Raw genomic sequence first — 26369 nt, forward strand, 5'->3', positions numbered from 1 at the left:
CTTGCTCAATTTGAAGGAATAAATCTGACGCTAACAGCGTTAAAAATTTCCTATTTAGAAGAACTACATAGCAAAATTTTTGCCTTGCCTACATGAATGTAGGTACCAAAGCGATAGCAGGACGCGGTAGCGGAGTTATCGACAAGATTTTCTCATCTCAAAATAGGCCACTCAATTAAGATAATTGGTATAATTTTTCTGTATTTAAACATGCAGCACTAAAGTCATTACATTGAGATAAAAATATGGCAGTAGCTGGAGGCTATTACCATATTTGTATTTGAAGTGGCTCAGGCTGAGAGGAGTTTTTGCATCGTTTTAGACTTAGGTGTACTAAATACACTCTCGGTTTCACCATATTCAACTACTTTACCGCGATTTAATACTAGTATCTCATCGCTCATATGACGCACTAAGCTCAAATGATGGGTAATAAGGACATAAGCTAAACCTGTTGCGGCTTGCAGTTCAAGTAGAAGGTTAACGGTTTGCGCTCGAACCGATGGATCAAGAGATGATAACGCTTCATCTAATACCAATACTTTTGGGTCTAGTATTAACGCTCTTGCTAATGCTACGCGCTGTAATTGCCCGCCACTAAACATGTGAGGGTAGTAGTCAATGTGTTCACCAAGCAAGCCGACTCGACTTAACGTTACCCTAATTTTCTTATACCTTTGATCCTCGGTAAGTTCAGTATTATATTGCAAGCAGTCATCAAGCATGTCGCCGATTGTAAGTCCTGGATTCAACGAACGGGTAGGGTCTTGGAAGATAAGGCGAATAGTGCGGCAATCATGTTCTCGTACGCCACTGTCTTCGACTATTTGCCCATTGAGTAGTATTTGTCCTGAGTCTGCGATATCGGCACCCGCAAGCACTTTTGCTAGGGTACTTTTACCTGAGCCTGTTTCTCCGATAATTGCCAATGTTTGTCCGGGTGCCAATGCAAATGAAACGTCCCTGAGCACCTTCATAGAGTGGCGCTTAAACAGACCTTGGCGCGAAACATAAGATTTATTGAGAGATTGTACTTTTAAGACGGGCTGCATTTTTGCTTCACCTTAATGAGTGGAAAGTGGCAGGCATAACTGTGGCCGTGAGAGCGACTTTGTCTTGGTGTTACCACACACTCTTTTTGTGCTTGTGGGCATCTAGGCCCCAATCGACATCCAATTGGTAGGTGTTGTAAAGGTGGAATAGTGCCTTTTAGCGCATAAAATGGTTCTTTATGACCGAGCCCTTGACCAAAATCAGGCAAGCTTTTTACCAGCGCTTGCGTATATGGATGCAGTGGTTGCTTAAAGATAGCACGGGTAGGACCTGCCTCTACCATCTGGCCACAATACAGTACGTGCATAGCATGTGACCAGTCAGATATCTCCTCTAGCTCGTGAGAAATCATTAAAATTGACATGTTTTTGAGCTGATTTAAAGCTTTTAATAGCCTAAATACTTGCGCTCGGGCTGTGCTTTCTAGTGCTGTTGTAGGCTCGTCAGCAATCAGTAATTTTGGACTCCTCGCAATTGCCATGGCTATCATTATTTTCTGACACATTCCCTCAGACAGTTCATGCGGGTAACTACTACAAATCTTTTTATCGTCTCTAATACCTGCTTTATGTAACAAAGCGCGTACCTTTTCTTTGCGAGCTTTGCGACGACCGAAAAAGCCGCCTTTAAGTGCGCTGTCAGGAATAGATTCAGCGATTTGATCAAAAATGCTCACCAGAGGGTCTAGGCTTCGACTTGGTTCCTGATAAATCATCGCGATATCTTGGCTCACAAGTTTACGGCGCTTTTCCGGTGAAAGTCGCATTAAGTCGACACCTCGCCAGTGCATTCTGTCAGCAGTTACTGTCCAACGTTGATTAAGCACACCCACAATGGCCTTAGCAATTAAGCTTTTACCCGAGCCGGACTCTCCGACTAGCGCATGTACTTCGCCTTCTTTTAGGCTCAGATTGACCTTATCAACCGCTCTAATAACGCCATCTTCGGTACGAAGTTCAATAGTAAGGTTCTTAATGTCTAACAATTGCATTAATCGGCCTTCCGATTTTTTAAAGCTTCACGTAAACCATCGCCAACAAGGTTGGTGGATAATACTGCGATGAATAAAAGAACGCCTGGCAGTCCTACGGTCCACGGTGCGAGATATATCAAACTCAAATTCTCTTGAAGGATAGCTCCCCACTCAGTGGAGGGAGGCTGAGCGCCTAATTTTAAAAAGCCCAAAGCTGCAATATCCAGTATCGCAGTCGACAGCGCCATGGTAAATATTACCACAATATGCTCATAGATATTAGGTAATATGCCACGAACCAGCAACCTCCAACGGTTTGCACCATCCAGTTTAAAGGCGATAATGTAGTCTTTACCAAGCTCAGCCACCACAAGATTTCGAATCGAATGAATATATTGCGGAAGCAATGCAAAGATAATTGCCCATACGGTATTCATAAGGCCTGGACCCAGAATAGCGATAATGATAATCGCCAATAATAGGGATGGGATCGCTAGAGTGATGTCAAGCAAATGGTTTAATAGACTAGATTTTAGTCCTCGACTGGCTCCTGCGAGTGTACCGAGCACTACGCCAAGCGCTGTTGTCACGAGTGCTGCGATAATTGACAGACCGAATGTATAGGTCGCGCCATTCATCAGTCGCGATAGAATATCTCTACCAAGGTCATCAGTTCCGAGAATAAATCGTACATCACCGTCATCATGCCAAGACGGAGGAAGGAGCAAGGCATCTGCATGTTGTTGATTGACGCCGTATGGCGCGATTAAAGGTGCAGTTAGTGCCAAAACTGTCAGAGCCAAAAATAACCAAAGGCCTACTAATGCAACATGGTTTGAGCGAAATTTTCGCCAAAGCCTGAATAAGGGAGAGCGATTAGACTCCTCAGTAAACAAACTAAATTTTGCCATGCGCTTGATTCCTTGCGATAGGGTCGAGTAAAGAGTGAACAAGGTCTGACATCATGTTGGCAATAATGACAAAAAAGGATACAGCCAATAAGCCCCCTTGTATCGCTGGATAATCACGTTGATAGATACTCTCGATGAGCCAGCGACCAAGACCAGGCCAAGAAAATATGACTTCTGTTATCATGGCTAATGTAATCAGTGTACTAAATTGCAGGCCAATTTGCTTGATCACAGGCAGTAGGGCATTTCTAAGTGCATGGTGAAGGATAAGCTGACTGCGATTTAGACCCTTAGCTCGGGCAGTCTTGATATAATTTTGATCAAGTACATCTAACATTGAATCGCGGGTAAAACGAATAAGTACGGTCGTTGGGTACATAGCCAGTACGGTGGTTGGAAGTGCTAAATGATGAATTGCATCCCAAAACGAGGCTCCACCGTATGGAAAGCCCTCTAAATAAATATCTATAAGAATAAAGTGTGTGACTGGCTGTATTTCATATAACAGGCCAATGCGCCCAGACATGGGAAATAAACCTAAGCCAAGGCAAAACACCATAATTAAGAGCAACGCAAGCCAGAATACGGGGATAGAAAAGCCCATTAAGCTAAGGGAATTAATAATCTTGTCAGGCCATTTTTTATGGTATGCACTGGCAATAACACCACTAGGCACACCAATTATTACAGCGACAGTTAATGCGTACAGGCATAACTCTAAAGTTGCAGGGAACAATAACTTAACATGGCCAAGTACAGGTTGGCCTGAAGAGAGTGACAACCCCCAGTCACCTTCAAACATCCGTGCCATAAAGGCACCATATTGAATAATAATATTATCTTCGATTCGGTACTTTTCGACCAGGGCCTGTGTTTGGGCATAACTTGAGTTCACCTCACCACTGAAGTTCGTAATTAGCTCCCCTGGAAACAAGTAATTGAGTGAAAAGGTGAACACTGTTAGGGTAAAGAGCATAAAGCACAGGAGACTAATACGCCTGTAAGCATATTTTGCAAACATCTTAGTCTCTCCTTGCCTTTGCTAGAGAAATACCACCAAAAGGCCGCAAAGAAACCCCCTCAATATCAGAGCTAGTCGCTTGAAAACGCAAACCATGGGCAATGGGAACCAAAGGCAGCTGCTCAACAACCATCTCTTGTGCTTGTCGGTAGTAATGCTTACGTGCTTCCATGTCATTGGTATCGAGGGCTTGTGTCAATAATAAGTCGAACTCTGGATTGCACCAATTTGCAGGATTTTTGCCACTGAATGTAGCTGTGCAGCTTAACAGCGGACTGAAAAAGTTATCAGGGTCGGGAGTATCTGCCGCCCAACCTAACAGCACGCTGTCGTGCTCGTGACGACCAACACGCTCAATAAACGTATTCCATTCATATTCAACAATTTTCGCCGTCACTCCAATGTCTCTCAAGTCTCGTTGGATCAGCTCAGCCATTTTGCGAGCATTAGGATTATAAATTCTCGACACAGGCATTGCCCATAGAGTCATCGTGAAGCCATCTTCGAACCCAGCTTGCTTTAAATATGCTTTTGCAATTTGTGGGTCGTATGAAGGCATGTTTGCTTGTGCTTTAAACGCCCATGACGAGGGGGGGAGGATTGAACGAGCGATAATTCCATTATTGTAAAACACAGCTTGCATGATTTTCTCAAAATCAATGCTATGAGCTAATGCCTTTCGTACTAGTGGGTCGTTAAATGGCGGTTTTTCTGTATTGAAAGCCCAGTACCCAATATTGAGATTGGCGGCTTTTTCAACATCGATGTCTTTGCGTTGTTCAAGTACCGTGAGTTGTGTTGCGCTCGGATGAGCGGTGATATCACACTCTTTGGTAAGCATTTTTGCAATTCTACTCGTACCGTTGGTTGTAATATCATAAACCAACTGCTTCATGTACACAGGATGTTTCCAGTATTGTTCATTCCGGTAGTAGCGAATTAAGTTATCGCGCATAAACTCACGGTATTTATATGGGCCTGTACCGATAGGTTTTTGATCGAAATCTTGTTTGCGTTCCAAAGAGATCAGTTGATCTGCGTATTCTTTAGACAAAATAACGGCAAAATCAGTGGCAATATTCGATAAGAAGCTACTTTCGGCATTAAACAAGTCAAAGCGTACTGTGTAGTCATCCACTTTTTTTACTTGGCGAATAAGTTGATCTAGTCCAATACTCTGAAAATAGGGGTAGTTTGCATCACCAATAAAATGGTAAGGATTGTATACGTCAAATAGGCGATTAAATGAAAACACGACATCATCTGCGTTCATTGTTCGCGTGGGAGTAAAATACAAGGTGTCGTGAAAGTGAACATCATCTCTTAGCGTAAACGTAAATGACTTTCCATCTGCGCTCACCTGCCAAGACTTAGCAAGCTCTGGTAAAAACTCCCCTGTGTTTGGGTCGATACTGATCAGAGTATCAAAAAGCTGATTGGCAATAATATCTATCGTCGACCCTGTTGTGGTCACTTGAGGATTAAATGACACAGGGTTTGCTTCTGCACAATATACCAAGCCTTGCGACTTATCATTCACTTTATTTGGTGTCTGGTCTGTACAGCCAAATAGCGCAGTACACAACACACCAAAAAACCATATACGCACCACTAGGCCTCTTGTTTTTGGTTTTGATCCAACAGGTTGTATTTTTTCAAATACCCTCTAAGTTGATGATACGTCAAACCGAGGTTTTGTGCAGTTTTCTTTTGATTAAATTGACTAAATTCAAGTGCTTTTTGCAACATTGTGATTTCATACTCATTAGAGAGTGATTTTAAATCACAAGGAAAAGTGAAATTCAGCTCGTGCTCCACAGTCTGCTTAACAAGCGGCTCTGCTACCACAGTCGATTCTAAAGGTTGACTTTGAGGGATGGTAGACTGAGTAGAAGGTGCCTTAATGCGTTGACTCGGTCTAAAGGGGCTTGCAAATGGGTCGAATATAATGTCATGCACCGGTATCTGGTCGTTACCATGGCGGTACAGGCTGCGCTCGATTACATTTTTAAGTTCGCGAATATTACCAGGCCATGGATAGTCCAACAGTTTTTCAATTGCTTTTCTAGTAAAGCCACTGAATAATTCCCAGCCCAAATCCCGCGCCATATTAATTGCAAAATGTTCAGCAAGTAGCAGGATATCTTCTTTTCTGGCTCTTAATGGAGGCAGTGTTATTACATCAAAGGCGAGGCGGTCAAGTAAGTCGTGTCTAAACTCTCCCGCATCTGCAAGTGTTGGCAAATCTTCATTGGTTGCACATACTAATCTAGTATCGACTTTTACCGTTTGTTTACCACCTACGCGCTCAAATTCACCATATTCGATAACGCGAAGCAGTTTTTCTTGCACCATAGCGGAGGTATTAGCAAGCTCATCTAAAAATAAGGTACCACCATTAGCTCGTTCGAAGCGGCCTTCATGGCGTTTGCTTGCACCGGTAAAAGCACCACTTTCATGGCCAAATAATTCACTTTCTAAGAGGTTTTCGTTTAGCGCTGCACAGTTAAGTTTGACGTACTCTTGATCCCAACGCTCCGAAAGATAGTGCAGGCGAGCCGCAATTAACTCTTTACCTGTACCGCGCTCACCGATAATTAATACTGGTTTCTCTAACGGGGCTAACTGAGATACCTTATCTAACACCGCTAAAAAGCTGTCGGATTGGCCTAATAGATTATCCTGTTGACGGAAACGGCTCATATTGCCTAACTCTTAGTTATTTTTGCTAATAACTAGTGTATTTCAAAAAACAGGATAACTAAAGGACTTTTAAAAATAAAATAACCACATGATTTTATTGTATTTTTAAATCTGATAAAGTTGGCAAGCTATTTGATACATAGTTAGTAAGCAATTTAGCTATTAACCAAAGAGGTAACCACTATGGGAATTTTTTCTCGTTTTGCAGACATAGTGAATTCTAATATTAATGCGATTTTGGATAAAGCAGAAGATCCGGAAAAAATGGTTCGCCTGATCATCCAAGAAATGGAAGATACACTAGTTGAAGTAAGATCGACCTCAGCAAAAACTTTAGCTGAGAAAAAGGAGTTAACACGCCGTCTTGATCAGCTCAAAGCACAAGTAGATGATTGGCAAACTAAAGCCGAACTTGCACTGAGCAAAGAGCGTGAAGATTTAGCGCGTGCCGCTTTACTTGAGAAGCAAAAGTCTGCAGAGGATGTGGCTGCCCTTGAAAAAGAGTTAGCACATGTCGATACGCACATTGAAAAGCTGCAACAGGAAGTGAGTACACTTCAAGATAAGTTAGCGGATGCTAAAGCGCGTCAAAAGGCGATTGTACTGCGCCAACGCTCAGCTGAGTCTCGATTAGAGGTGAAAAAAGCACTAGACAGCAGTAAAGTAGATGATGCCTTGAATCGCTTTGAGCGTTATGAGAGCAAAATTGATGGTCTAGAGTCACAAATTGAGTCTTATGATCTTGGTAAAAAATCTCTTGCAGATGAGATAGCCGATTTACAAAAGAACGAAAAAATCGATGATGAGCTTGAGCAGCTGAAAAAGAAAATGGCTGAAAAGTGAAAATAGCTGCACCTACTATTAGGTAGGTGCCAACCAACTACAATAATAACAGCCAAGTTGAAGGCAGGAGAGAATTATGTTTGATGCAGAAGTTTTAATGGCTCCGCTGATTATTTTTATGATCATTGTGGCACCGCTTTGGTTGATTTTACATTACCGTAGTAAAAAGCAGGTCAGTCAAGGGTTGAGTGAGCATGAACATCGTCAATTGATAGAGCTGGCTAACAAGGCGGAGAAAATGGCAGAGCGTGTTGAAACGCTGGAAGCTCTACTTGATCAAGAGTCGCCACAATGGAGACGCAAGCTATGAGTAGATCAAAGCGAGAACTATATCGTGATCCGAGTCGCGGAAAGGTAGCCGGAGTATGCGCAGGGCTTAGTGACTACTTTAATATGGAGTTGTGGCTTGTTCGGATTTTATTCATCACAGCTGTGCTACTCTCTGGTGGTCCATTATTTATCGTCGTGTATGTGGCTTGCTGGTTTATTTTAGATAAGCGTGAAATGATGCCAAATCGTTCACCTGATGCGAAAGATGAAGATAAGGTATCAGTGAAGTTTAAGGTATGGCAAAAAGGTGAACCGCCAAGACAGGCACTTTATGACCTGAAAGACAGACTATCACGACTTGATGGCCGCATTCAGAATATGGAACGCTATGTAACTTCCCCTGAATTTACGGTTAGCAGAGAAATCGACAAGCTTTAAGGCGGTTTTAGCCGCCTTGGCATTTTCTAAAGGGGCAATTTTCTATTTATGACTACGTCACGCTTTCGTACCCCATCTTCCCTAGATAAGCTAAAACAACAAGCCAAAAAAACGCTTCACCGTTCTTTTGATAAGCATATCAAACTTGCAGTGACTGGATTCAGCGGCAGTGGTAAAACCGCATTTATAACGGCACTTATCAAACATCTCACAACTCAAACCAGCACAGATAATTTACCTTTCTTAGATGTGTTGAGTGAAGGTCGTCTTGTGGCATGTCGTCCTGAGCCACAAAAAGCGCTAGCAGTACCTACTTTTGATTATCAGCAAGCCATAAGCTGTTTACTGGAAGAATTGCCAACGTGGCCTGCATCAACTAAGCGCATCAATACGTTAACACTGGCGTTTAGGTATCATAGTGAGCGTGGTCTGAAACAGCATTTAGCGCAAACTCATACCCTGTATCTTGAGTTATATGACTATCCTGGTGAGTGGCTAATGGACTTACCGCTGTTAAAAATGACTTTTTCCCAGTGGTGTGAGCAGCAGTTTGCGCTACTAAAAAAACCAAAATACCAGCCATTTGCACAAACATTTTTACAGCTAGTTGAACAGTTTGATAGTACGCAAGCGGTGGATGAGAATAAGCTAAAAATGCTTGCACAAAGTTACCATGCGCTTTTAGCACAGCTGCAGCGAGACACCCGTTTATCTAATTTGCAACCGGGTAGGGCGTTGATCCCAGGTGATCTTGAGGGGGCACCCATACTGCTGTTTTTCCCAGTACAAAGCCACCCAAATGAGATTACCGAGCATTCACAATATCAACAGCTTGTTGAGCGTTTTGAAGCCTACAAAAAGCAAGTGGTCGCACCATTTTACAAAGATTATTTTTGCCAGTTTGACCGCCAAGTTGTATTAGTTGACTTACTGGGGAGTCTAAGTGATGGTTATGACACACTGAAAGAGCAAGAAGTTGCGTTAAAGCAGATCTTAGCCATGTTTTCTCATGGTAAAAGCGGTTTGTTATCTCGCTTATTTAATCCAAAAATAGACAAAGTCCTATTTGCTGCCAATAAGTGTGATGGCGTTTTGAACGAGCAGCAATCCAATTTAACAAGGTTGTTAAATGAAATGCTGGTGGACAGCGCCAATGAGCTTCGCTTCAATGGGGTAACGGTTGATACCATGTCGCTTTCTTCGGTGAGAAGTGTTGAGTCTAGAGCGGTGAAGGAGGGGGGAGAACATGTGCAATGTATTTATGGTAAGCCGGTCGGCGAGCAGCAGTTTATCAATTATGTGCCACCGACACCGCCAGACCATATCCCAAAAGCAAATGCTTGGCCTCAAGGGGGCTTTGAGTTCATAGCGTTTGAACCCCTGCCTGCTAAGCACGGAAATTTATCGCATATTAGGCTTGATCATGCTTTACAGTTCTTAATTGGAGATAAGTTAAGATGACCGATCAAACAAAACCCTATCAAGGTTCGGGTAGGCGCTTAAATATCGACACGCAAAGCCAAGATGAATCTCAGCATTTGGGTGGTGAAGGCAAAGTCCTGGACAATGAACTGCTAGTAACTAGTAGCTTTGAGACAGTGCCTGAGCCGGAACTGCCCAAAATTGAACGCATCTACGAGTCGCCTTGGAGGTTTGGGTTTAAGCAGTGTTTTTTTCTGGCGTTATTAGTACTTATTATTGTTGAAGCGGCACTGACTTTGATTGAGAGCTATGAGCAAAATATTCTACTATTTGCGCTTTACACCACCGTGTTGTCTCTTGGTTTACTCGCACTATTCAAGTTCTTATTTTCGGAAGTCGTCGCACTTAGCAAACTCAAACAACATCAGCAAATTAAGCATGATGCACAGCGTTTGTTACAAAGTGACCAGATCGGTGAAGCAAGAGCGTGGCTCACACCCTTGTTAAAAGTGCATCCAGAGCAAAAGGTTACGGCTTTTGAAGAGGCATTACAATCCCATCATACAGACAAAGAAATCATCACTTTATATGAAAAAACCTTGCTGCGGGAGCAAGATGCTGAAGCTAAAAGACTAATTCAAGAGCATGCAACAACATCAGCACTCTTAGTTGCTCTAAGTCCACTTGCGCTTGTGGACATGTTGGCGGTGCTTTGGCGTGGAGTCGTGCTGGTAGAAAAGGTCAGCAAGCACTATGGTATTCGATTGGCTTATCGTAGTCGCATTACATTATACAAAATGCTGCTCAAGCAAATGGTGTTTGTTGGCGCGAGTGAACTGGTAAGCGACCTTGCTGCAACCAGTGTAGGTGCAGAATTACTTGGTAAGCTCTCTACTCGTTCAGCACAAGGGCTAAGCGCAGGGATATTTACTGCTCGACTAGGGTATAAGGCAATGGAGCTTTGTCGTCCGTTACCACGTTTGGAGCACAAACAAAGCCTGTTGAAAAGTGCGATTAGCTCAGTTGTTGATGTGCTACTAAGACGTAGTAAAAAAGATTAAACGGCAACAATTTTATACACCTCTTTAAGTAAAACTGGCTAGTCACAACCAGTGAACTAGCCATCTCCCCATCTGGCATGCTTGTTTATTGCTCCAAACTACCCTAAATATTGACCATGACAAAAAAACTACGCTAATTAATTCACTAACGTGCTTATTTGGTTAGCAATAATAAAATCAGCAGGACAATATGAAAAAATTAAGAGATGACAGTCAGTGTATTCACGGACCTAATCATTTTGATGATCCGCATGGGGCATTAACCGCACCTTTGTACCAAACTTCAACATTCCATTTTAAAGATGCGGCGCAAGGAGCTGCAAGGTTTGCCGGTGAAGAGCCTGGTTATATCTATACTCGCTTAGGCAACCCAACGACACGAGAGCTGGAAGAAAAAGTTGCTCGACTTGAGGGAATGGAAGACGCTGCGGCAACAGCTACAGGTATGGGGGCTGTTTCGGCATCTGTACTGAGCTTTTTGCAGCAAGGCGACCATATGATTGCATCAAGCGCACTGTATGGCTGTAGTTTTGCATTATTCGCGCATATGCTACCAAGGTTTGGTATTGAGGTTTCTTTTGTTGACTTGACCGACGAGGATGCGTTGCGTGATGCCGTCAAGGAAAATACAAAGCTGCTATTTGCTGAAACTCCAATCAACCCTAACATGACAGTTATAGACTTAAAAATGTTGGGGGAGGTCACCAAACAGCATGGGATGTTGTTTGTTGTTGATAATACATTTATGACCCCACTACTGCAAAAACCTGTTAATTTTGGTGCGGATATTATTGTCCATAGTGCGACCAAATACCTAAACGGACACGGTGACGTAGTAGCAGGGCTAGTTTGTGGCTCTAAAGAGCATATCGAATTAATCAAGCTTACCGTATTGAAAGATATTGGCGCGACTATCAGCCCACATGACGCATGGTTGATTAACCGTGGACTAAAAACCCTCGCAATACGAATGCAGCGTCATTGCCAAAGTGCACAGGCCGTTGCAGAGTTTTTAGATGCTCATCCAAAAGTAAATACCGTTTATTACCCAGGGTTACCCTCGCATCCGGGTTATCAGTATCTTGGAGAGCAAATGAAAGGTGCCGGAGGGGTGATTGCATTTGAAATAAATGGCTCTATTGAGCAAGGAGAGCAGTTTATAAATGCAACTGAATTATGCACGCTAGCGGTGAGTCTTGGCGACCCTGAAACACTGATCCAGCATCCTGCTTCTATGACGCACTCTCCGTATAGCCAAGAGGAAAGGCTGGCAGCAGGGATCTCTGACGGGTTAATTCGTATTTCTGTTGGGCTTGAGGACGTCGAAGATATTATTGATGACTTGAAGCAAGCATTTGATAAAATATAGATGTATAAATAAGTTTACTTTGGGGCTGTTATAGCCCCTTTTTTGTATGTGCGTAAATTTAATATTACATTGGTGTGCATATTTATTTACGTTTTTAGGGGTTGTGCAAAAGTTGATAAACGCCTTGCCTATTAAACTTTATGTCACTTTTACTTAGTATCAAAGTCACAAGTTGAAGCACTCCAAACTACTCAACAGGACTACAACTCAGATTGCGAAAGTATTAATTGGAGTGAATTAGGTGAGAATGAAAAATGGCTAAAGCAAGTAAATATGTCTCTAAGCAGCCGGATGAAAATGGCGTTATCGCTTGGACGAATGAAGAGAATCAAATCTGGTCTGAGTTAGTTGCGCGTCAGCTAGAGTGTATAAAGGGGAAAGCCTGTGACGAGTACCTAGCTGGGCTTGAAAAAATAAACCTACCACACGATCGGATCCCGCAGTTAAGCGAATTAAATGCAGTACTTGAGAAAGAAACAGGGTGGCAAGTAGCACCAGTGCCGGCATTGATTGATTTTGATGAATTTTTCAGATTGCTCGCGAATAAGCAATTTCCAGTAGCAACGTTTATCCGCTCACGAGAAGAGTTCGATTACCTTCAAGAACCTGATATTTTCCATGAAATTTTTGGCCACTGTGCCATGCTAACGAACCCAGCGTTTGCAGAGTTTACACATAAGTATGGTCAGTTAGGCTACGCGGCACAGAAAAAAAGACCGGGTATATCTTGCACGCTTGTACTGGTTTACCGTTGAGTTTGGCCTAATGCAAACCGAGCAAGGTCTTCGCATCTACGGCGGTGGTATTTTATCCAGCCCTGGAGAAACACAATACGTATACTCTGACAAACCAGAGATTAAGCCGTTGCAAGTACAAGATGTATTACGTACACCTTATCGCATCGATATTATGCAACCGGTTTACTACACAATTACCTCGATCAACGACTTATTTGAAATATCAAAAATGGATATTATGTCGTTGGTTGAAAAAGCAAAAGAGCTAGGGTTATTTGAACCTAAGTTTCCCCCAAAAGAAAAACTAGCAAGTTGAGGAATTATCAATGTCTGATTTAAGTGCACAAAAATGTGAAGCGTGTCGTGCAGATGCGCCTAAAGTATCAGATGAAGAGCTCGCCGTTCTCGTGAAACAGATCCCTGATTGGGTACCTGAAGTACGCGATGGCATTATGCAGCTTGAGCGCGTATACAAGTTTAAGAACTTCAAGCAAGCACTCGTGTTTACAAATAAAGTTGGTGATATGGCTGAGGAAGAAGGTCACCACCCAGGTCTGCTGACCGAATGGGGTAAAGTCACAGTGACGTGGTGGAGTCATTCTATTAAAGGCCTTCACAAAAATGACTTTATCTGTGCAGCAAAAACTGATGAGGTTTTTGCGTCGCTGTAAGTTCTGAAGGACAGTGCAGAAGGTGTGGTTACAACGACCATGCCTTTTTGCCAAAGTGAGCAGCATAAAAAAACGGCGCAAATAAGCGCCGTTTTACTCATAATTTAGGATAAAAGCAAAGCGGTCTTATAGACCGCTTTCGCATCAACTTTAAAATAAGAAGACGCTACGTAAAGGTAGGGCTAATAATACCATTTGTCCATAGAATGGCCGTCGCGGCTAGAATAATTACTAATAACACTAACCCACAAGTTACCACAGAGCTTGCATAGATAAACCCACGCTCTTCAGGGATGTGCATCAGAATCGGAACGCCTGTATAGAGCAAATATACTGAGTAGGCCAGTGCTACCATACCAACAGAGACCACAAACCAAAGCTCTGGATAAAATGCTGCAAATGCTGACATAAACATGGGCGTTGCAGTATATGCTGACAATTCCAACGTTTGTGTATAAGTAGGGTTGGCACCAAAAGTAATAGCCATCCAGTGGGCAAGATAGGCCAAAATAAACACCCCGACAATGAGTGCGCAATACATCGCTACACCAATCAGTAGTGCGGAGCTATGGGTTAAGTAAACAGGCTCACCGGTGCCTACGCTCCAACCAAGATAAACAGATGAATAGTACCCCATAATACTGGGAATTAGCGCGACGAGCGCGATATGTGACAAACTGTAAAAGATGCTTTCGTGACGATTGTCGATTGTTTGCCATTCTTCTTGTGGGTGAGCGTATAAGCCCCATAGATGATTAAAGATCATAGTTAGCCCCTCAATGAATCGGTTTGTACTATTTTTGTACAACTCAATCTAGTTATGGGAGATGAGATAATTTTTGTCAAGAAAATGTAGCGGAATAGCAATATTACTATTTTCAGAATTATCTAAAACTTATCAGCGAGTCCCTCTATGGTGCACCTTGTCGCGAGAAGTTATGATAAAATAGCGCAAACACATTAGTCCTTTGTTGTTATGCTAGAAAAGTACACAGATTTACTGACACCAATAAACCAGTTTTTGGGTTGTGAAACACCACACACCTGGATACAAAAAGCGAGCCAAAGCGAACATTTACCTTTGTTGCTTATCGATCACATGCATTGTGAGCTAAAAGCGGCACAAAGCGCAGCTTTTTTGATCCGTAAATATGCAATAGACGATGCTTCTGCAAAGACGCTATTGAGCTGGTTGCAGCCCTACGAGGACTTTATTTATCGTGGTATTGGTGAAGGAGACTTCTCAGGCAGTAAAAATGAACTGATAGGGGAGCTTACTGCGAGACCCGAATATGCTTACAATCAAGATATTCTCAGCAAAATGGTGAGGCTGATTAAAGAGGAGCTTCATCATTTTGAACAAGTATTAGACATAATACGAGCTCGGAATATACCAATTGAGTATGTTCAGGCATCACGTTATGCTTCCGGTATGATCAAGTACATACGTACTTTTGAACCTGCGGCCTTAGTAGATAAATTGATTATAGGTGCTTATATCGAAGCGCGCTCATGTGAACGTTTCGCAAAGTTGGCTCCGTGTTTAGATGAAGAAATAGGCAAGTTTTATATATCTTTATTACGTTCCGAAGCAAGGCACTATCAAGATTACATTGACTTAGCGCATCAAGTTGCCAATGCTACAGATCCCAAACGCTGTGATGTAGCTGGGCGGATCCAGTTATTCCGTCAAGTAGAAAATGAGCTGATAAGCTCAGCCGATCCTGATTTTAAATTTCATTCTGGCGCTCCAGCCGCACAATAACAAAAAGGAAGTAAGTGCGCTTTATTACGGCTTACTTACTTCCTAGTCTTGTTTGATTGCATTCTAGAAATTCAGCTAGCTTGACTTGTCCTCTATGCCTATTATTCAAACTAAGGTTTGAATATGGCGCGACCTAGCATGTCGTTTCTGATTAGCATAGTGATTTATCCTGAATCCATCTCATTTGGCAGCATGAGTAATCACATGAGAAATTTGTGAGTAAAAGTATATCAACCTTTTCTAGTTAAATATAACTTTATCTTTTTGTTAATATCGAGTCCCTGATATGTTGACAGTTGATTTTGTTGTTGATAGTGTTTTGTAACAGCTGGTAACAAAACAGCTGTTATTAAGAATAATAATTTAAGGAATTGAAATGAAACTTAAGAAAAAGAAAATCAAACTACTTAGCCTAGAAGGTAAATCTATTCCTAAAGCGCAAACACCTCAAATCGGCGGAGCTGGCTTACCACCTACAAACCCGCAGGGGGATTGCCCATACTCACATAACTCTGCTTGTTACTCTTGTGTAAAAGACTTACGACCAGCGTAAGACTGTTGTTATACCAATTTTCTTAATTAAGTGGTCTACTACGCCGGCAGTAGGCCTTTTAAGACCCATTAAATGGGTGACACATAAGCCGTTGATCATGTTCATCAGCAACAATGTAGGAGCTTTGCGAGTACCAGTCGCCTAGCACTGAACGAACATTCCCTTCACTATATTCATGTACTTTTGGCCTGTGGGTATGGCCGTGGATCATGTTTTTTACACCATACCGAACAAACATTTGCGCTACCGCCTCTTCGGTAACATCGAGGATTTCAGGCGGCTTGCCTTTTTGGTTTTCGATGCTTTTTCGTCTTGCATTGGCAGCAACGCGGCGGCGATACCAAAGCGGCATCGCAAGCATTAGTCTTGGCCACCACCAGCCACGGCTTTTTTTGCGAAATTGCTGGTACACTTCATCCTGCGTACACATCTCGTCTCCATGTAAAATAACCGTTGGCGTACCATATAGGTTAATGACTGCTTGCTCAGGCAATAAAGTCATATTGCAGGCTTTGGCAAAATCTTGCTTGATTAAAAAGTCACGATTGCCATGAATAAAAAATACTTTAATACCTAAGTCGCTTAGTGCACTTATTTTTTGTGCAATCCTTAGGGCGTATGGATCCTTTTCATCGTCTCCAATCCACACTTCAAAAAAATCCCCCAGAATGTACAGTGCGTCGACGCCCACTGTCATATGGTGGTCAAGAAACGCATAAAACGCTTCGGTGATATCTGTGCGGTGTTCGGTTAAATGTAAGTCGGCGATAAAGTAGGTTTTACCCATGTGACCTCAAAACTACGCAGGCCTGCATACGCACTGGCCTTGAACAAAAAAGTGGTGATGTTATATCAATTAGTCTTAATACATGTTCAATTTGAAGACGTAAATCTGACGCTAACTGCGTTAAAAATTCTTTCTTTCCCTACACAGATGTAAGGATCTTGCCGATAGCAGGGCGAAGTTGCGGTATTATCGACAAGATTTTCTCGCTTCAAAGTAGAGTATTTGTTTAAGCGAACAGGTATTACTCAGCAACGTACGCTTTTTCGATGATTACATCTTCCAGTGGTACGTCTTGGTGGAAGCCAGCAGAGCCAGTCGCAACCCCTTTAATTTTATTCACTACGTCCATGCCTTCAACGACTTCGCCAAATACACAGTAGCCCCAACCTTGCGACGTTTCGCTCGAGAAGTTGAGGAAGTCATTGTCATTCACGTTGATAAAGAATTGTGCAGTAGCTGAATGTGGATCTGGGGTACGTGCCATCGCAAGTGTACCTACTTTGTTCGCAACACCGTTGTTTGCTTCATTTTTAATTGGTGCTTCAACAGGCTTTTGTTCCATGCCTGGTGCAAATCCACCACCTTGAACCATAAAACCATCAATAACGCGGTGAAAAATAGTGCCGTTATAAAAGTCGCTGTTTACGTAATTTAAGAAGTTTGCAACCGTTTCTGGTGCTTTGTCAGCGAAAAGATTAATGCGAATTTCGCCGTGATTTGTTTCTAAAACAACCATGTTAGTGTCCATTGTGTTGAATGTTAAAACTCTATTTTATAACAACTAAGCGGGTGTGAAAAAGCATTCCGTAATAATCGGTGTAAAAAATCAAAAAACTGTCTTAAAACGCCATTAAAATCTAGAGGCGTTGCAATGTAGGTGATATGATAATCAACTCTTTTGTTAAAAATGAACGTATTTAGGAAGAAAACTACATGTTGCAGATTTTCAATACACTCACTCGTCAAAAAGCCCCCTTTAAACCGCTCAAAGAAGGCAAGGTTGATATGTACGTGTGTGGTATCACCATCTATGATTTCTGTCATGTAGGACACGCGCGAACATATGTTTCATTTGATGTAATGAATCGCTATCTACGGTACCTCGGATATGACGTCACATACGTACGTAATATTACCGATGTCGATGATAAAATTATTAAACGTGCCGCTGAAAACAACGAGTCGATTAATGAGTTAACTGTCCGCATGACCAAAGCAATGCACGAAGATTTTGACGCATTGAATATGTTACCGGCAGACATAGAACCGACAGTGACGGGTCACATGGATGAAATCATCGATATGATAGCTCGTTTAATAGAAAAAGGTCATGCTTATGTCGCGCAAAATGGTGACGTATTATTTGACGTATCAACGTTTGCGCAATATGGCCAACTTTCGCAACAAGACTTAGACATGCTTCAGGCTGGGGCGCGTGTTGAAGTAGCTGAAGGTAAAGACGACCCGCTTGATTTCGTATTATGGAAAAAGGCTAAAGCAGGAGAGCCAGCATGGCAGTCACCTTGGGGAGAAGGTCGTCCTGGTTGGCACATCGAGTGTAGCGCAATGAGTTCAAAGCACTTAGGTGAATTTTTTGATATTCATGGTGGTGGCTCAGATTTACAATTCCCTCACCATGAAAATGAAATTGCGCAATCGTGCTGCGCAAATAATGGCCGCTACGTGAATACGTGGATCCACACCGGTATGGTGCAAGTCAATAAAGAGAAGATGTCAAAGTCTCTTGGTAACTTCTTTACTGTACGTGAAGTACTAAAAGCTTTTGACAGAGAAACGGTACGTTATTTCTTAATTAATGGTCATTACCGTAGCCAGTTAAACTACTCACAAGAAAACCTTGAGCAAGCGCGCTCATCACTAGAGCGTATCTATACTGCGTTACGTGGTGTAAAACTGGTGGAAGTAGAGCTAAAAGGAAGCGCTTATGTTGAGCGTTTTGAAGCTGCTATGAACGATGACTTCAATACACCGGAAGCGCTTCCTGTGATTTTTGAGCTGTCAAAAGAAGTGAATCGCTTAAAAGATAGCGATACGCAAGCTGCGGGCGAGTACGCATACATTCTTGTAAAACTGGCTGAGGTACTTGGTATTGCCCAGCAAGACCCTGAATCTTTCCTTAAAGGTGAGCAAGGCGATGATGAAGTTGCACAAATTGAAGCGTTGATCGAAAAACGTCGAGCTGCTCGAGAAAGTAAAGACTGGGCTGCTGCTGATGAGGCACGTGATGCGCTAACTGCAATGGGCGTTGTATTGGAAGATAGCGCGGGAAAAACGACATGGCGTAAAGCATAGTCATACTGAAAAGATGCTACCAAAGGCCTTCTTCATTGTGCAGAAGGCTTTTTTGTTTTAAGGGCTAGCTGAATTAATGTAGCTTTACTTTTAGTCTATTTCAAAACAATGGGTTCCCCAGTGGCGGTGAGTGGTAATACGACGTCGCTGTATTTTCATGGTTTTGTGGTATTGATTTGTTATTTAGGTATGAGCTTCGAAAAGAGTAAGCAACTCAGTATGTAGGGTTTATACAGTGCGATACATGCTTGTAATTCTGGTGTGAGCCACGCACACTTAGTATAACTAGGATCAAAGTAAAAAAGTGATGATAAAAGTGCCCCAAGAGATAGATATGGATATTCCATGGCTTGACCAAAAACTATTTTCGTTAGGCAAGTTTTCATTAGAAATCGGTGAGGCGCTGTCTTTTGTGACAGTGGTGATAGCGACGTTTATTATTTCCAAGGTGTTGCGTCTGGCGTTCAACCGAATTGCGTCTAAGCAGGGTGTTATTCAGCACACATCTGCTTACGTGATAGGTCGCATTATCCACTACATTGTGTTGTTTATCGGGTTTATTATTGCACTGACCGCACTTGGTTTTGAGATAACTGAACTGGCGCTCGTGGCCAGTGCTCTGGGGGTTGGAATTGGTCTTGGGTTGCAAGGTTTGGTAAATAACTTTGTTTCAGGGCTAGTACTACTGTTAGAAAAAACGGTTAAGGTTGGGGACTTTGTTGAGCTAAACAATGGTATGGTTGGTGAAGTTATTGCCATTCATATGCGTTCCACTTGGATCCGCACAAATGACAATGTGGACTTATTGATCCCAAACTCAGAAATGGTATCAAACACCATACCATAACAAACTGGACCATGTCAGATAAGTACCGCCGCTTTCGTATTCCTTTTTCTGTTGCCTATGGCAGTGATAAAACGCTCGTTAAGAGAGCAGCATTGGAAGCTGCCAAAAATGTTCAGTATACACTCAATACTGCAGGGAGGGAGGCAACAGTATGGATGACGGGATTTGGCGATAGTTGTTTGAACTTTACACTGGGAGTGTGGGTACAGCCTGAGCAAGTAAAGCGGCCGACAGCCCTAATTTCTGACTATTTATGGGCGATTGATGATGCGTTTCGCAAATACCAAATTGAGATCCCGTTTCCACAACGAGATCTTCATTTACGCAGTGGTTTTTCCACTACACAGCCTACTGAATAAGTTTAATTACACGTTGCGGAAAGGGTATTTCTATATTGGCATTGTTAATGGCAGCGAATACCGCCTTATTGATCTCTAATTTAGTTTCAATTAGCGCAGTGGTTGGTACCCAGTAACGGTAGCTTAAGACTACAGCGCTGTCGGCAAATGTTTCTATACCAACCTGTGGCTTAGGAGATTGACTGACTTTACTGTTATTGGCAAGCGCATTATTGATAAGTAGTAATGCCTGTTCGTAGTCGGCATGGTAGGCAATACCAATTTCTCCTTTTACAAGTGAGTTTTCAAATGAGTTGTGTAATATTTCCCCCACAATATGTTTATTTGGAATCGTGATCTCAACGTTGTCTTCATTGATCAGGGTAGTATGTCCAAGCTCTATCATTTTGACCTGTCCGCTCACCCCCTTAATGCTGATGGTATCACCGATGACAAAAGGGCGTGTAGCGATAATAGCAAGTCCAGCACCGTAGTTTGCTAACATCCCTTGTAGCGCCAGACCAGCACCCAAGGAAGCCGCACCGATGGCAGCGACAAAAGGAGTGATACTAATCCCTATTTTACCAAGAGAAATTACTACGAACATGGCGATTATCAAGACTTTGATAACATTGCCCACAAAGTTGGTAAGTGCAGGATCGATGCTGTGCTTCAGCATCAACTTTTCGGTGGCTTTCGAGAGCTTTTTAGAGAGCCACAAACCAAGCAGAAAAATAGCGATGGCGGCGAGTAATTGGAAGCTGTAAGTCACCAAGTATTCACGAATGATGTTGTAATAGCGCTCAATTTGTTCAATCTCTTGATTAATCACGATACTTTCTCATATTTGTTGGTTAATTGATTTTCTGACGGTTGGCTTTTACGCTGAGCTGAATACTCGATAGACAAAGCTTATTTACTTACCATCTCATCCAAAGTTTACGCTATCTAGCAAATTATAAAATACAGGAACCCATAATGCTGTGATCACGGCAGTAATTGTCATTGCTGCGGATGAAAATGCGCCTGCTACTGGGTGATGTTCCATTGCCGCACTGGTACCAATTGCATGACAAGCGATGCCCAACGCAATACCTTTCGCTTGCATGGAGTGTACGTTGCAAAGGTGCAATATATGCAATCCAAAAACGCCGCCAAAAACGCCAATAAGGATCACCATAATTGCCGCTACAGCAGGGATCCCACCAAGAAAATCGCTTATCAATAATGTAATTGGTGTGGTGACAGATAATGCCGCCATTGAAGCTGCAATAGCGTCATCTGATGCAAACATATTACAAATCAAAAAAGCACTTAAGGTTGATAAAGAAACGCCAAGCCAACTGGTAAAGCACAATGCAAAAAATACCGGCTTAATTTGGTGAAATTGTTTAAATAGCGGAAAAGCAAGGGCAACCACTGCCGGTTCAAGTAAATAGTGAATTGGCAACGTACCTTGCTGATAAGTTTTATACTCAAACTGAGTGAGTAATAAAAAAGTGGAGATAGTCAAAATACACAGCAATACGGGGTTGAACAATGTTATAGGGAAACGTTGATATAGCGCCCGCATTGTGACAAACAATACGACGGTGAGTGTTGAGTAAATCAGTATATTAATCACGGAACTTAATACGTTTAACGATAGGACTTAACGACGTCAATATGAGAGTCGGCACGATAGTAAGTAGTAATGCCAGCATTACCCATTGGGACTGAAATAAGTCAATATGCTCAACAACACCAACACCGGCAGGAATGAAAAATAACGCCATGTACTTCAAAATGGGGTTGGCCGCAGGTGCTATCCACTCAGGTTTTACCACGCCAAGAAATAACAATATGACCAATAAACCCATTCCAAGTAGTGCCGCTGGTAGCTTAATCTCGCTCAGCATAACGATCCATTTGGCACCCAATAAGCATCCTAGAATAATAGCAAAGCCGAATGAAAATTTAATGATGAACTGCAACCTTTGCATCAGTACTTCATGCTCCCAAGTGATTGTGAAGTCTTTATTTTACGTATTTTGGTTGTGCAAGCTATCATACTTTTGGACACTGCTTGGACTTACCACTTTTTGCGCGGTTGATAAGGCTGCTGCTCTGTTGATGAGGCGTTGCTCATTGCTATTTTAGTGTTGTTGGCGACCAGTAATTTAATTTGTGACCAAGTTTCAAGCCACAGTAATTTCCTAGATGGCTGATTGTAGGCTTGATTATATACTTTCTTTATTGCAGCAATGGCGTCAGGCGAGCGGTTGCTGAATTGGCACAGTAGTTGGTCTAGTCTCGTATCTATGTCATCACATAGTTCTGTGATTAAGCCATCTTTTAATGCGCTTTGTGCATCTATTCGCTGTGCGTGTATGGTCATCATTAATGCTTTGTCTTTATTCATACTAGCTGGCAATAATAAGCTTGCGCCCATGTCAGGGCACAATCCCCACTTTGCCTCCATAATAGCGAACTGGGCGCTGTTGTCAGCGAGACGAATATCTGCACCAAGGGCAATATGACAGCCTCCCCCTAAGCAATTTCCTGTGATGCGAGCAATAACAGGAACAGGCAACGATTGCCAACCGAGGACAACTCGTTGTACTAAGTTCGCATTTCCTGGGAGCCATTTTCTTAATAATTTTAAAATCCCTGTCGGCTTCTTTAATATACTTTTGACATCGAGACCTGCACAAAAGTGTGCGCCTTCACCTTGGATCACAACCGCACGGATAGCTTTGTTTTTTGAAATAGTTTTTATTGCATTGTCTAAACCAACAAACATATCTACTGATAGTGCATTTTGTTTCTCGGGACGAGATAAAGTGACATAAGCGATATTATTGGTCTCAGTGTATGAAATCATAGTGAAATGTCCCTGTCTTTTATTATGTTATGAAGCGCTGTTTTTAGAGTAATAACTTAAAAGCGTCTTGAGATCCAACTGTTCGTGATATTTCTTCACCACTTAGCGCTAATTTATGTTTGATTATCGCGACGGGATATTTATGTTTTTGCACATTTTGCTATTATTGCGCTAATGTAAAAGCCACAGGCTAGCCCCATGACAGCAAGACTTTGTACAATCGAAGAAGTAACCCACCAAGCATATGACATTTTCCTTGAGTTAGCACCAGATAACTTGGAAGAACATGATATAGAAACGTTTAATGAACACCGTGAAGCACGGGGGTTTATTGAGGAGAGTGAGCCGGACGAAAGCTGGTCCAGTGTCACTACATACGAACAAGAAGCCGAGCCTGAACACTTTGTTCAAGTACTGGTGGGTATTGAGTTTGACGATTCTGATCAGGTGTATGCGAAGATCCTCATCAGCAGAGATTTAGACGCACCTTTTTGTCATATTATTTGGAAGCAGTGAGTCAAAAGTAGTTACGCGTGACATTATATAGATTTATAATTTTTTTGGTCATTGTTCTGTTATCGTCGCCAAGTGAGGCTACGGATCCATTTGAAGACTTTCATGAGTATGGCAATATGCCTGATGATGAGATACACACAAAACATCAGGGTGAAATGCTTTATGGAGATGTTGAGTTTGGATTTATTGTTAACAAAGGCAATACGCAAAATACCTCATTTAAACTAAAAAGTAATCTGTACCAAGACTTACCCACGTGGCGTAATCAGTATAAATTTGATGGCTTGTATCGGCGTGAAAAAGATACTGAAACGGGAGTCGAGGATGTCTCTGCCTCTCGTTACTTTGGCTCAGCGCAAGGGAATTACAAGCTTGGCAATGATAAATCGTCATTCTTCGTTTATGGAGACTATGAGCGGGACAGGTTTAACGGCAAAGAATACACCTCAACAGTTGCCCTTGGCTATGGTAGCCGTATGTTTGAGGGAAAGAAAAATACAGTTGATATAGATATAGGCCCTGGTATGTCTATTTCACGGGTAGATAATGAAATAGCATTGGAACCCGATGAGAAAAGAACAGAAAAAGGTCAGTTGTTACGGATGGCGTTACAGTGGGAGAGAAACGTATCAAAGCGCACTCGCTTTAATCAGGATGTGAGCTACGAGCAATCTTTATCAGGACTAAACTCTCGGCTGTTTGCTGAATCAGCACTTGTTACTCAAGTTTTAGGTGGTATTGCGTTGAAGTTTGCATTTATCTACCGCTATAACTCAAAACCTGAAGACGACAAAGAGAAAGTGGATACTGAGCTCGGTGCGACATTGGTTTACAGCTTTAATTAAAGAAGACTAGAAATGTATAGAAATACACAATTTGCATGGGTCATTTGGCTTTTGCTGGCGTTTATCGCAAGTTTTACCACATTAGCAATCTACCTTACGGGCACAAATATAGCTTTTGTTGGATTTTTGGTGATCCTCGCGATAGTTGCCTTTATTTTTTATGGGTTAACGGTTGAGGTTAACCAACAGCAACAAACGTTGAGCTGGTGGTTTGGTCCATCGGTTGCCAAAATTACGCTGAAATTTGATGATATTGATTACGTACAACCTGTGAAGAATTCATTACGCCATGGCTTAGGCATGCGGATCAGCACCGATGGTTGGGTCTATACTGTGGCGGGGTTTGATGCACTTGAGGTGGTCATGAAAGATGGCACTAAGTATCGTGTTGGTACTAATGATAAAACAAAGTTGGTAGCTGCGATGGAAAGTAAATTGATTAACAAACAAAGCGCTGAATAGTCAGCGCTTTTTCGTTCACTTCAGTACTCTGATTGCTTGATGCAGATCAGTGGTCGTGACCACAGCCACCTTCACCATGTACATGGCCGTGTGCAACCTCAGCTGCTGTAGCTTCGCGTACTTCAATGACCTCTACGTCGAAGTTTAGTGTGATCCCTGAAAGCGGGTGATTGGCATCAACAATGACTTCTTCATCTTCAATCCCGATGATAACAACGACTTGATCGCCTTCATCTGTTGTTGCTCTGAACTGCATCCCGACTTCAATTTCCATTCCTTCAAACATGGACTTAGGTACAGCTTGTGTTAACTCATCATAGCGCTCACCGTAGCCTTCTTGAGGTTCAATCGTGACACTAAAGGTGTCGCCTGATTGTTTACCTTGCAGTGCATCGTCTAAACCTGGGATCAAGTAACCAGAGCCAAGCATGGCCACCACTGGCTCATCATCAAATGTACTATCAATTGTATTGTTGTCTTTGTCTTGAACTGAGTAGTGAATAGTTACTACTGAGTTAGGGCCAATAATCATATAAGATCCCGTTAGTTGTCTTCTAAAGAATAGGGTAGAGGTTGAATGGTAAGGTCTACCTCAGGTGAATTTTTTGCTCTTAGTGTTGCATGCGCAGGCGTGTCATTAGGCATCACTGCTAACGCATAAAACTGGTTAGTATTGCCGTCAAAGGTCTGATGGATTATTTTGCCACCACGACGCCAGTTATCTTCAATTTGTAGCTCGATATCTGTTTCTTCGATGTGTTGACTCGCACTTCCGCTAACAATGTACATTGCACGCTTATTCTTTCCGAGATAGCGCATGCGTGCCACTGTCTCTTGACCAGTATAGCAACCTTTTTTAAAGCTGATCCCATCTAAAGCTTGGAGATTAACCATTTGTGGTACAAATTCGTCAAGGTGTTCAGAGCTCAGAGCAGGCTCGCCCGCGAGAATACTGCTTGTAATAAACGGGGTAGAGTCAGCCTCCAGAGACAGCGATGCAGGTATACCTGCATTGTTAAATGAAAGGAGGATAAAGCGGTGTGCATCAAGCTTGAGTAACTTACCGTTTTCGACGTCAAATGCTGTTGCGTTTGTATCTAAATTAACGTCAAATGCGTCTTTTATGGTCTGGCTGTCTTCAACGAGCAGGCCATAGGCTTCACATTCAGCGAAGTCGATTTCAACCTTAGCGAAGACACCATACTTTTTCAGCTCACGTAGAGAAGTCTCTGCCTCGGCTTCACTTGCTATCATCAAGTATTCATCTTCAAAGCGGGTGATACGAGATACCGCCCATAATTTACCTTTTGGGCTGCAATGCCCTGACCACATGAAGTTGTCGTCTTTGATAAGGTTAATGTCTTGGGTAACCTGACCGTGCAAGTAGCTCAGTTTATCTTGACCTGAAATGCGAATAATCCGAAGCGGTAGCTTAAAAGCACGAGCAATAGACATAATGTTGATCCGTATAAAAGTGTTTTCGTAATGTTATCGTAAAAACTGAAGTGGAGATAGGGAGTGTCGATTTCAAGGCGCCATTTCTATAAGTTTTATGGCATAAGCACAGTAGAGTGGGTATAATTTTATCATTAGTTTATGAGGGGTTAA

Annotated in this window: 30 protein-coding genes and 1 pseudogene; 16 read left to right on the forward strand and 15 right to left on the reverse strand. The window is 42.3% G+C overall.

Annotation, left to right across the window (positions count from 1 at the left end):
- Window positions 1-290: 290 nt before the first annotated feature.
- The 6 genes from D9603_RS08495 to pspF are packed head-to-tail and all read right to left on the reverse strand — an operon-like array spanning window position 291 to window position 6661.
- A complete protein-coding gene (locus tag D9603_RS08495; RefSeq protein WP_125253536.1) occupies window positions 291-1052 on the reverse strand; it encodes an ATP-binding cassette domain-containing protein in 762 nt (253 codons plus the stop codon).
- Window positions 1037-2044: an oligopeptide/dipeptide ABC transporter ATP-binding protein gene (locus D9603_RS08500; RefSeq protein ID WP_125253537.1), complete on the reverse strand. Its 1008-nt coding sequence runs from the start codon at window positions 2042-2044 to the stop codon at window positions 1037-1039. The genes D9603_RS08495 and D9603_RS08500 overlap by 16 nt, the downstream gene beginning before the upstream one ends.
- The gene (locus D9603_RS08505) at window positions 2044-2937 is read right to left on the reverse strand and encodes an ABC transporter permease subunit (protein WP_125253538.1); all 894 of its coding nucleotides are present in this window, start codon (window positions 2935-2937) and stop codon (window positions 2044-2046) included. The genes D9603_RS08500 and D9603_RS08505 overlap by 1 nt, the downstream gene beginning before the upstream one ends.
- Complete coding sequence (locus tag D9603_RS08510) at window positions 2924-3958, reverse strand: ABC transporter permease subunit (RefSeq protein WP_128730979.1); 1035 nt, start codon at window positions 3956-3958, stop codon at window positions 2924-2926. The genes D9603_RS08505 and D9603_RS08510 overlap by 14 nt, the downstream gene beginning before the upstream one ends.
- 1 nt (window position 3959) lies before the next feature.
- Window positions 3960-5543: an ABC transporter substrate-binding protein gene (locus D9603_RS08515; protein WP_241651627.1), complete on the reverse strand. Its 1584-nt coding sequence runs from the start codon at window positions 5541-5543 to the stop codon at window positions 3960-3962.
- Window positions 5544-5569: 26 nt separating this feature from the next.
- Complete coding sequence (gene pspF, locus D9603_RS08520; protein WP_125253541.1) at window positions 5570-6661, reverse strand: phage shock protein operon transcriptional activator; 1092 nt, start codon at window positions 6659-6661, stop codon at window positions 5570-5572.
- 183 nt (window positions 6662-6844) lie between these two features.
- On the opposite strand from pspF, the gene pspA reads away from it, so the two are divergent.
- From pspA to D9603_RS08560, 8 genes and pseudogenes are all read left to right on the forward strand, one after another.
- Entirely contained in the window at window positions 6845-7504 is a 660-nt protein-coding gene (pspA, locus tag D9603_RS08525) for a phage shock protein PspA (RefSeq protein ID WP_125253542.1), read from the forward strand.
- 76 nt (window positions 7505-7580) lie between these two features.
- Window positions 7581-7814: an envelope stress response membrane protein PspB gene (pspB, locus tag D9603_RS08530; RefSeq protein WP_125253543.1), complete on the forward strand. Its 234-nt coding sequence runs from the start codon at window positions 7581-7583 to the stop codon at window positions 7812-7814.
- Window positions 7811-8212 (forward strand): envelope stress response membrane protein PspC, encoded by a 402-nt coding sequence (gene pspC, locus D9603_RS08535; RefSeq protein WP_125253544.1) that lies wholly within the window; start codon window positions 7811-7813, stop codon window positions 8210-8212. The genes pspB and pspC overlap by 4 nt, the downstream gene beginning before the upstream one ends.
- Before the next feature lie 48 nt (window positions 8213-8260).
- Window positions 8261-9673 carry a YcjX family protein gene (locus D9603_RS08540; protein ID WP_128730981.1) on the forward strand — a complete coding sequence of 471 codons (1413 nt, stop codon included), beginning with the start codon at window positions 8261-8263 and terminating at the stop codon, window positions 9671-9673.
- Window positions 9670-10695: a TIGR01620 family protein gene (locus D9603_RS08545; protein ID WP_128730982.1), complete on the forward strand. Its 1026-nt coding sequence runs from the start codon at window positions 9670-9672 to the stop codon at window positions 10693-10695. The genes D9603_RS08540 and D9603_RS08545 overlap by 4 nt, the downstream gene beginning before the upstream one ends.
- Before the next feature lie 190 nt (window positions 10696-10885).
- Window positions 10886-12064, forward strand: coding sequence for an aminotransferase class I/II-fold pyridoxal phosphate-dependent enzyme (locus tag D9603_RS08550; RefSeq protein WP_125253547.1), 1179 nt, complete (start codon window positions 10886-10888; stop codon window positions 12062-12064).
- Between the two features lie 254 nt (window positions 12065-12318).
- Window positions 12319-13117 (forward strand): annotated as a pseudogene (gene phhA, locus D9603_RS08555) (phenylalanine 4-monooxygenase).
- Window positions 13118-13127: 10 nt separating this feature from the next.
- The gene (locus D9603_RS08560; RefSeq protein ID WP_128730983.1) at window positions 13128-13472 is read left to right on the forward strand and encodes a 4a-hydroxytetrahydrobiopterin dehydratase; all 345 of its coding nucleotides are present in this window, start codon (window positions 13128-13130) and stop codon (window positions 13470-13472) included.
- A gap of 166 nt (window positions 13473-13638) precedes the next feature.
- On the opposite strand, the gene D9603_RS08565 is transcribed toward D9603_RS08560, so the two are convergent.
- Window positions 13639-14238: a Yip1 family protein gene (locus D9603_RS08565; protein ID WP_128730984.1), complete on the reverse strand. Its 600-nt coding sequence runs from the start codon at window positions 14236-14238 to the stop codon at window positions 13639-13641.
- 210 nt (window positions 14239-14448) lie between these two features.
- Here D9603_RS08565 and miaE point away from each other — a divergent pair, with 210 nt between their 5' ends.
- Both miaE and D9603_RS21625 read left to right on the forward strand, forming a co-directional pair.
- Entirely contained in the window at window positions 14449-15237 is a 789-nt protein-coding gene (miaE, locus tag D9603_RS08570; RefSeq protein WP_128730985.1) for a tRNA isopentenyl-2-thiomethyl-A-37 hydroxylase MiaE, read from the forward strand.
- A gap of 376 nt (window positions 15238-15613) precedes the next feature.
- Window positions 15614-15790 (forward strand): hypothetical protein, encoded by a 177-nt coding sequence (locus D9603_RS21625; RefSeq protein ID WP_161972732.1) that lies wholly within the window; start codon window positions 15614-15616, stop codon window positions 15788-15790.
- Between the two features lie 58 nt (window positions 15791-15848).
- Here the strand turns inward: D9603_RS21625 and D9603_RS08575 are convergent, their stop codons facing one another.
- Window positions 15849-16577: a UDP-2,3-diacylglucosamine diphosphatase gene (locus tag D9603_RS08575; RefSeq protein WP_128730986.1), complete on the reverse strand. Its 729-nt coding sequence runs from the start codon at window positions 16575-16577 to the stop codon at window positions 15849-15851.
- A 241-nt stretch (window positions 16578-16818) separates the two neighbouring features.
- Window positions 16819-17313 (reverse strand): peptidylprolyl isomerase, encoded by a 495-nt coding sequence (locus tag D9603_RS08580; RefSeq protein ID WP_128730987.1) that lies wholly within the window; start codon window positions 17311-17313, stop codon window positions 16819-16821.
- Window positions 17314-17510: 197 nt separating this feature from the next.
- On the opposite strand from D9603_RS08580, the gene cysS reads away from it, so the two are divergent.
- From cysS to D9603_RS22295, 3 genes are all read left to right on the forward strand, one after another.
- Window positions 17511-18890, forward strand: coding sequence for a cysteine--tRNA ligase (cysS, locus tag D9603_RS08585; RefSeq protein ID WP_128730988.1), 1380 nt, complete (start codon window positions 17511-17513; stop codon window positions 18888-18890).
- 307 nt (window positions 18891-19197) lie between these two features.
- Window positions 19198-19737, forward strand: coding sequence for a mechanosensitive ion channel domain-containing protein (locus D9603_RS22290; protein WP_277750219.1), 540 nt, complete (start codon window positions 19198-19200; stop codon window positions 19735-19737).
- Window positions 19738-19748: 11 nt separating this feature from the next.
- Window positions 19749-20096 carry a mechanosensitive ion channel domain-containing protein gene (locus tag D9603_RS22295; RefSeq protein ID WP_277750220.1) on the forward strand — a complete coding sequence of 116 codons (348 nt, stop codon included), beginning with the start codon at window positions 19749-19751 and terminating at the stop codon, window positions 20094-20096.
- Here the strand turns inward: D9603_RS22295 and D9603_RS08595 are convergent.
- The 4 genes from D9603_RS08595 to D9603_RS08610 form a co-directional block, all read right to left on the reverse strand.
- Window positions 20086-20907, reverse strand: a complete 822-nt coding sequence (locus D9603_RS08595) for a mechanosensitive ion channel domain-containing protein (protein ID WP_125253564.1) — start codon at window positions 20905-20907, stop codon at window positions 20086-20088. The genes D9603_RS22295 and D9603_RS08595 overlap by 11 nt on opposite strands.
- A gap of 96 nt (window positions 20908-21003) precedes the next feature.
- Window positions 21004-21699 carry an LrgB family protein gene (locus D9603_RS08600; protein WP_128730989.1) on the reverse strand — a complete coding sequence of 232 codons (696 nt, stop codon included), beginning with the start codon at window positions 21697-21699 and terminating at the stop codon, window positions 21004-21006.
- On the reverse strand, window positions 21692-22057 hold the full coding sequence (locus D9603_RS08605) for a CidA/LrgA family protein (RefSeq protein WP_241651625.1): 366 nt from the start codon (window positions 22055-22057) through the stop codon (window positions 21692-21694). The genes D9603_RS08600 and D9603_RS08605 overlap by 8 nt, the downstream gene beginning before the upstream one ends.
- Before the next feature lie 89 nt (window positions 22058-22146).
- Entirely contained in the window at window positions 22147-22938 is a 792-nt protein-coding gene (locus tag D9603_RS08610; RefSeq protein WP_128730991.1) for a crotonase/enoyl-CoA hydratase family protein, read from the reverse strand.
- A gap of 198 nt (window positions 22939-23136) precedes the next feature.
- On the opposite strand from D9603_RS08610, the gene D9603_RS08615 reads away from it, so the two are divergent.
- From D9603_RS08615 to D9603_RS08625, 3 genes are read left to right on the forward strand one after another with little or no spacing between them, the layout of a single operon-like run.
- A complete protein-coding gene (locus tag D9603_RS08615) occupies window positions 23137-23454 on the forward strand; it encodes a DUF440 family protein (RefSeq protein WP_125253568.1) in 318 nt (105 codons plus the stop codon).
- A gap of 17 nt (window positions 23455-23471) precedes the next feature.
- On the forward strand, window positions 23472-24299 hold the full coding sequence (locus D9603_RS08620; RefSeq protein WP_170178638.1) for a DUF481 domain-containing protein: 828 nt from the start codon (window positions 23472-23474) through the stop codon (window positions 24297-24299).
- Between the two features lie 12 nt (window positions 24300-24311).
- Window positions 24312-24761, forward strand: coding sequence for a hypothetical protein (locus tag D9603_RS08625; protein ID WP_128730992.1), 450 nt, complete (start codon window positions 24312-24314; stop codon window positions 24759-24761).
- A 46-nt stretch (window positions 24762-24807) separates the two neighbouring features.
- Here the strand turns inward: D9603_RS08625 and D9603_RS08630 are convergent, their stop codons facing one another.
- Both D9603_RS08630 and D9603_RS08635 read right to left on the reverse strand, forming a co-directional pair.
- Window positions 24808-25293: a peptidylprolyl isomerase gene (locus D9603_RS08630; RefSeq protein ID WP_125253571.1), complete on the reverse strand. Its 486-nt coding sequence runs from the start codon at window positions 25291-25293 to the stop codon at window positions 24808-24810.
- A gap of 11 nt (window positions 25294-25304) precedes the next feature.
- Entirely contained in the window at window positions 25305-26216 is a 912-nt protein-coding gene (locus D9603_RS08635) for a folate-binding protein YgfZ (protein WP_128730993.1), read from the reverse strand.
- Window positions 26217-26369: the final 153 nt, after the last annotated feature.

The sequence above is a fragment of the Pseudoalteromonas sp. PS5 genome, from assembly GCF_004103255.1.
GTDB classification, from domain to species: domain Bacteria; phylum Pseudomonadota; class Gammaproteobacteria; order Enterobacterales; family Alteromonadaceae; genus Pseudoalteromonas; species Pseudoalteromonas peptidolytica.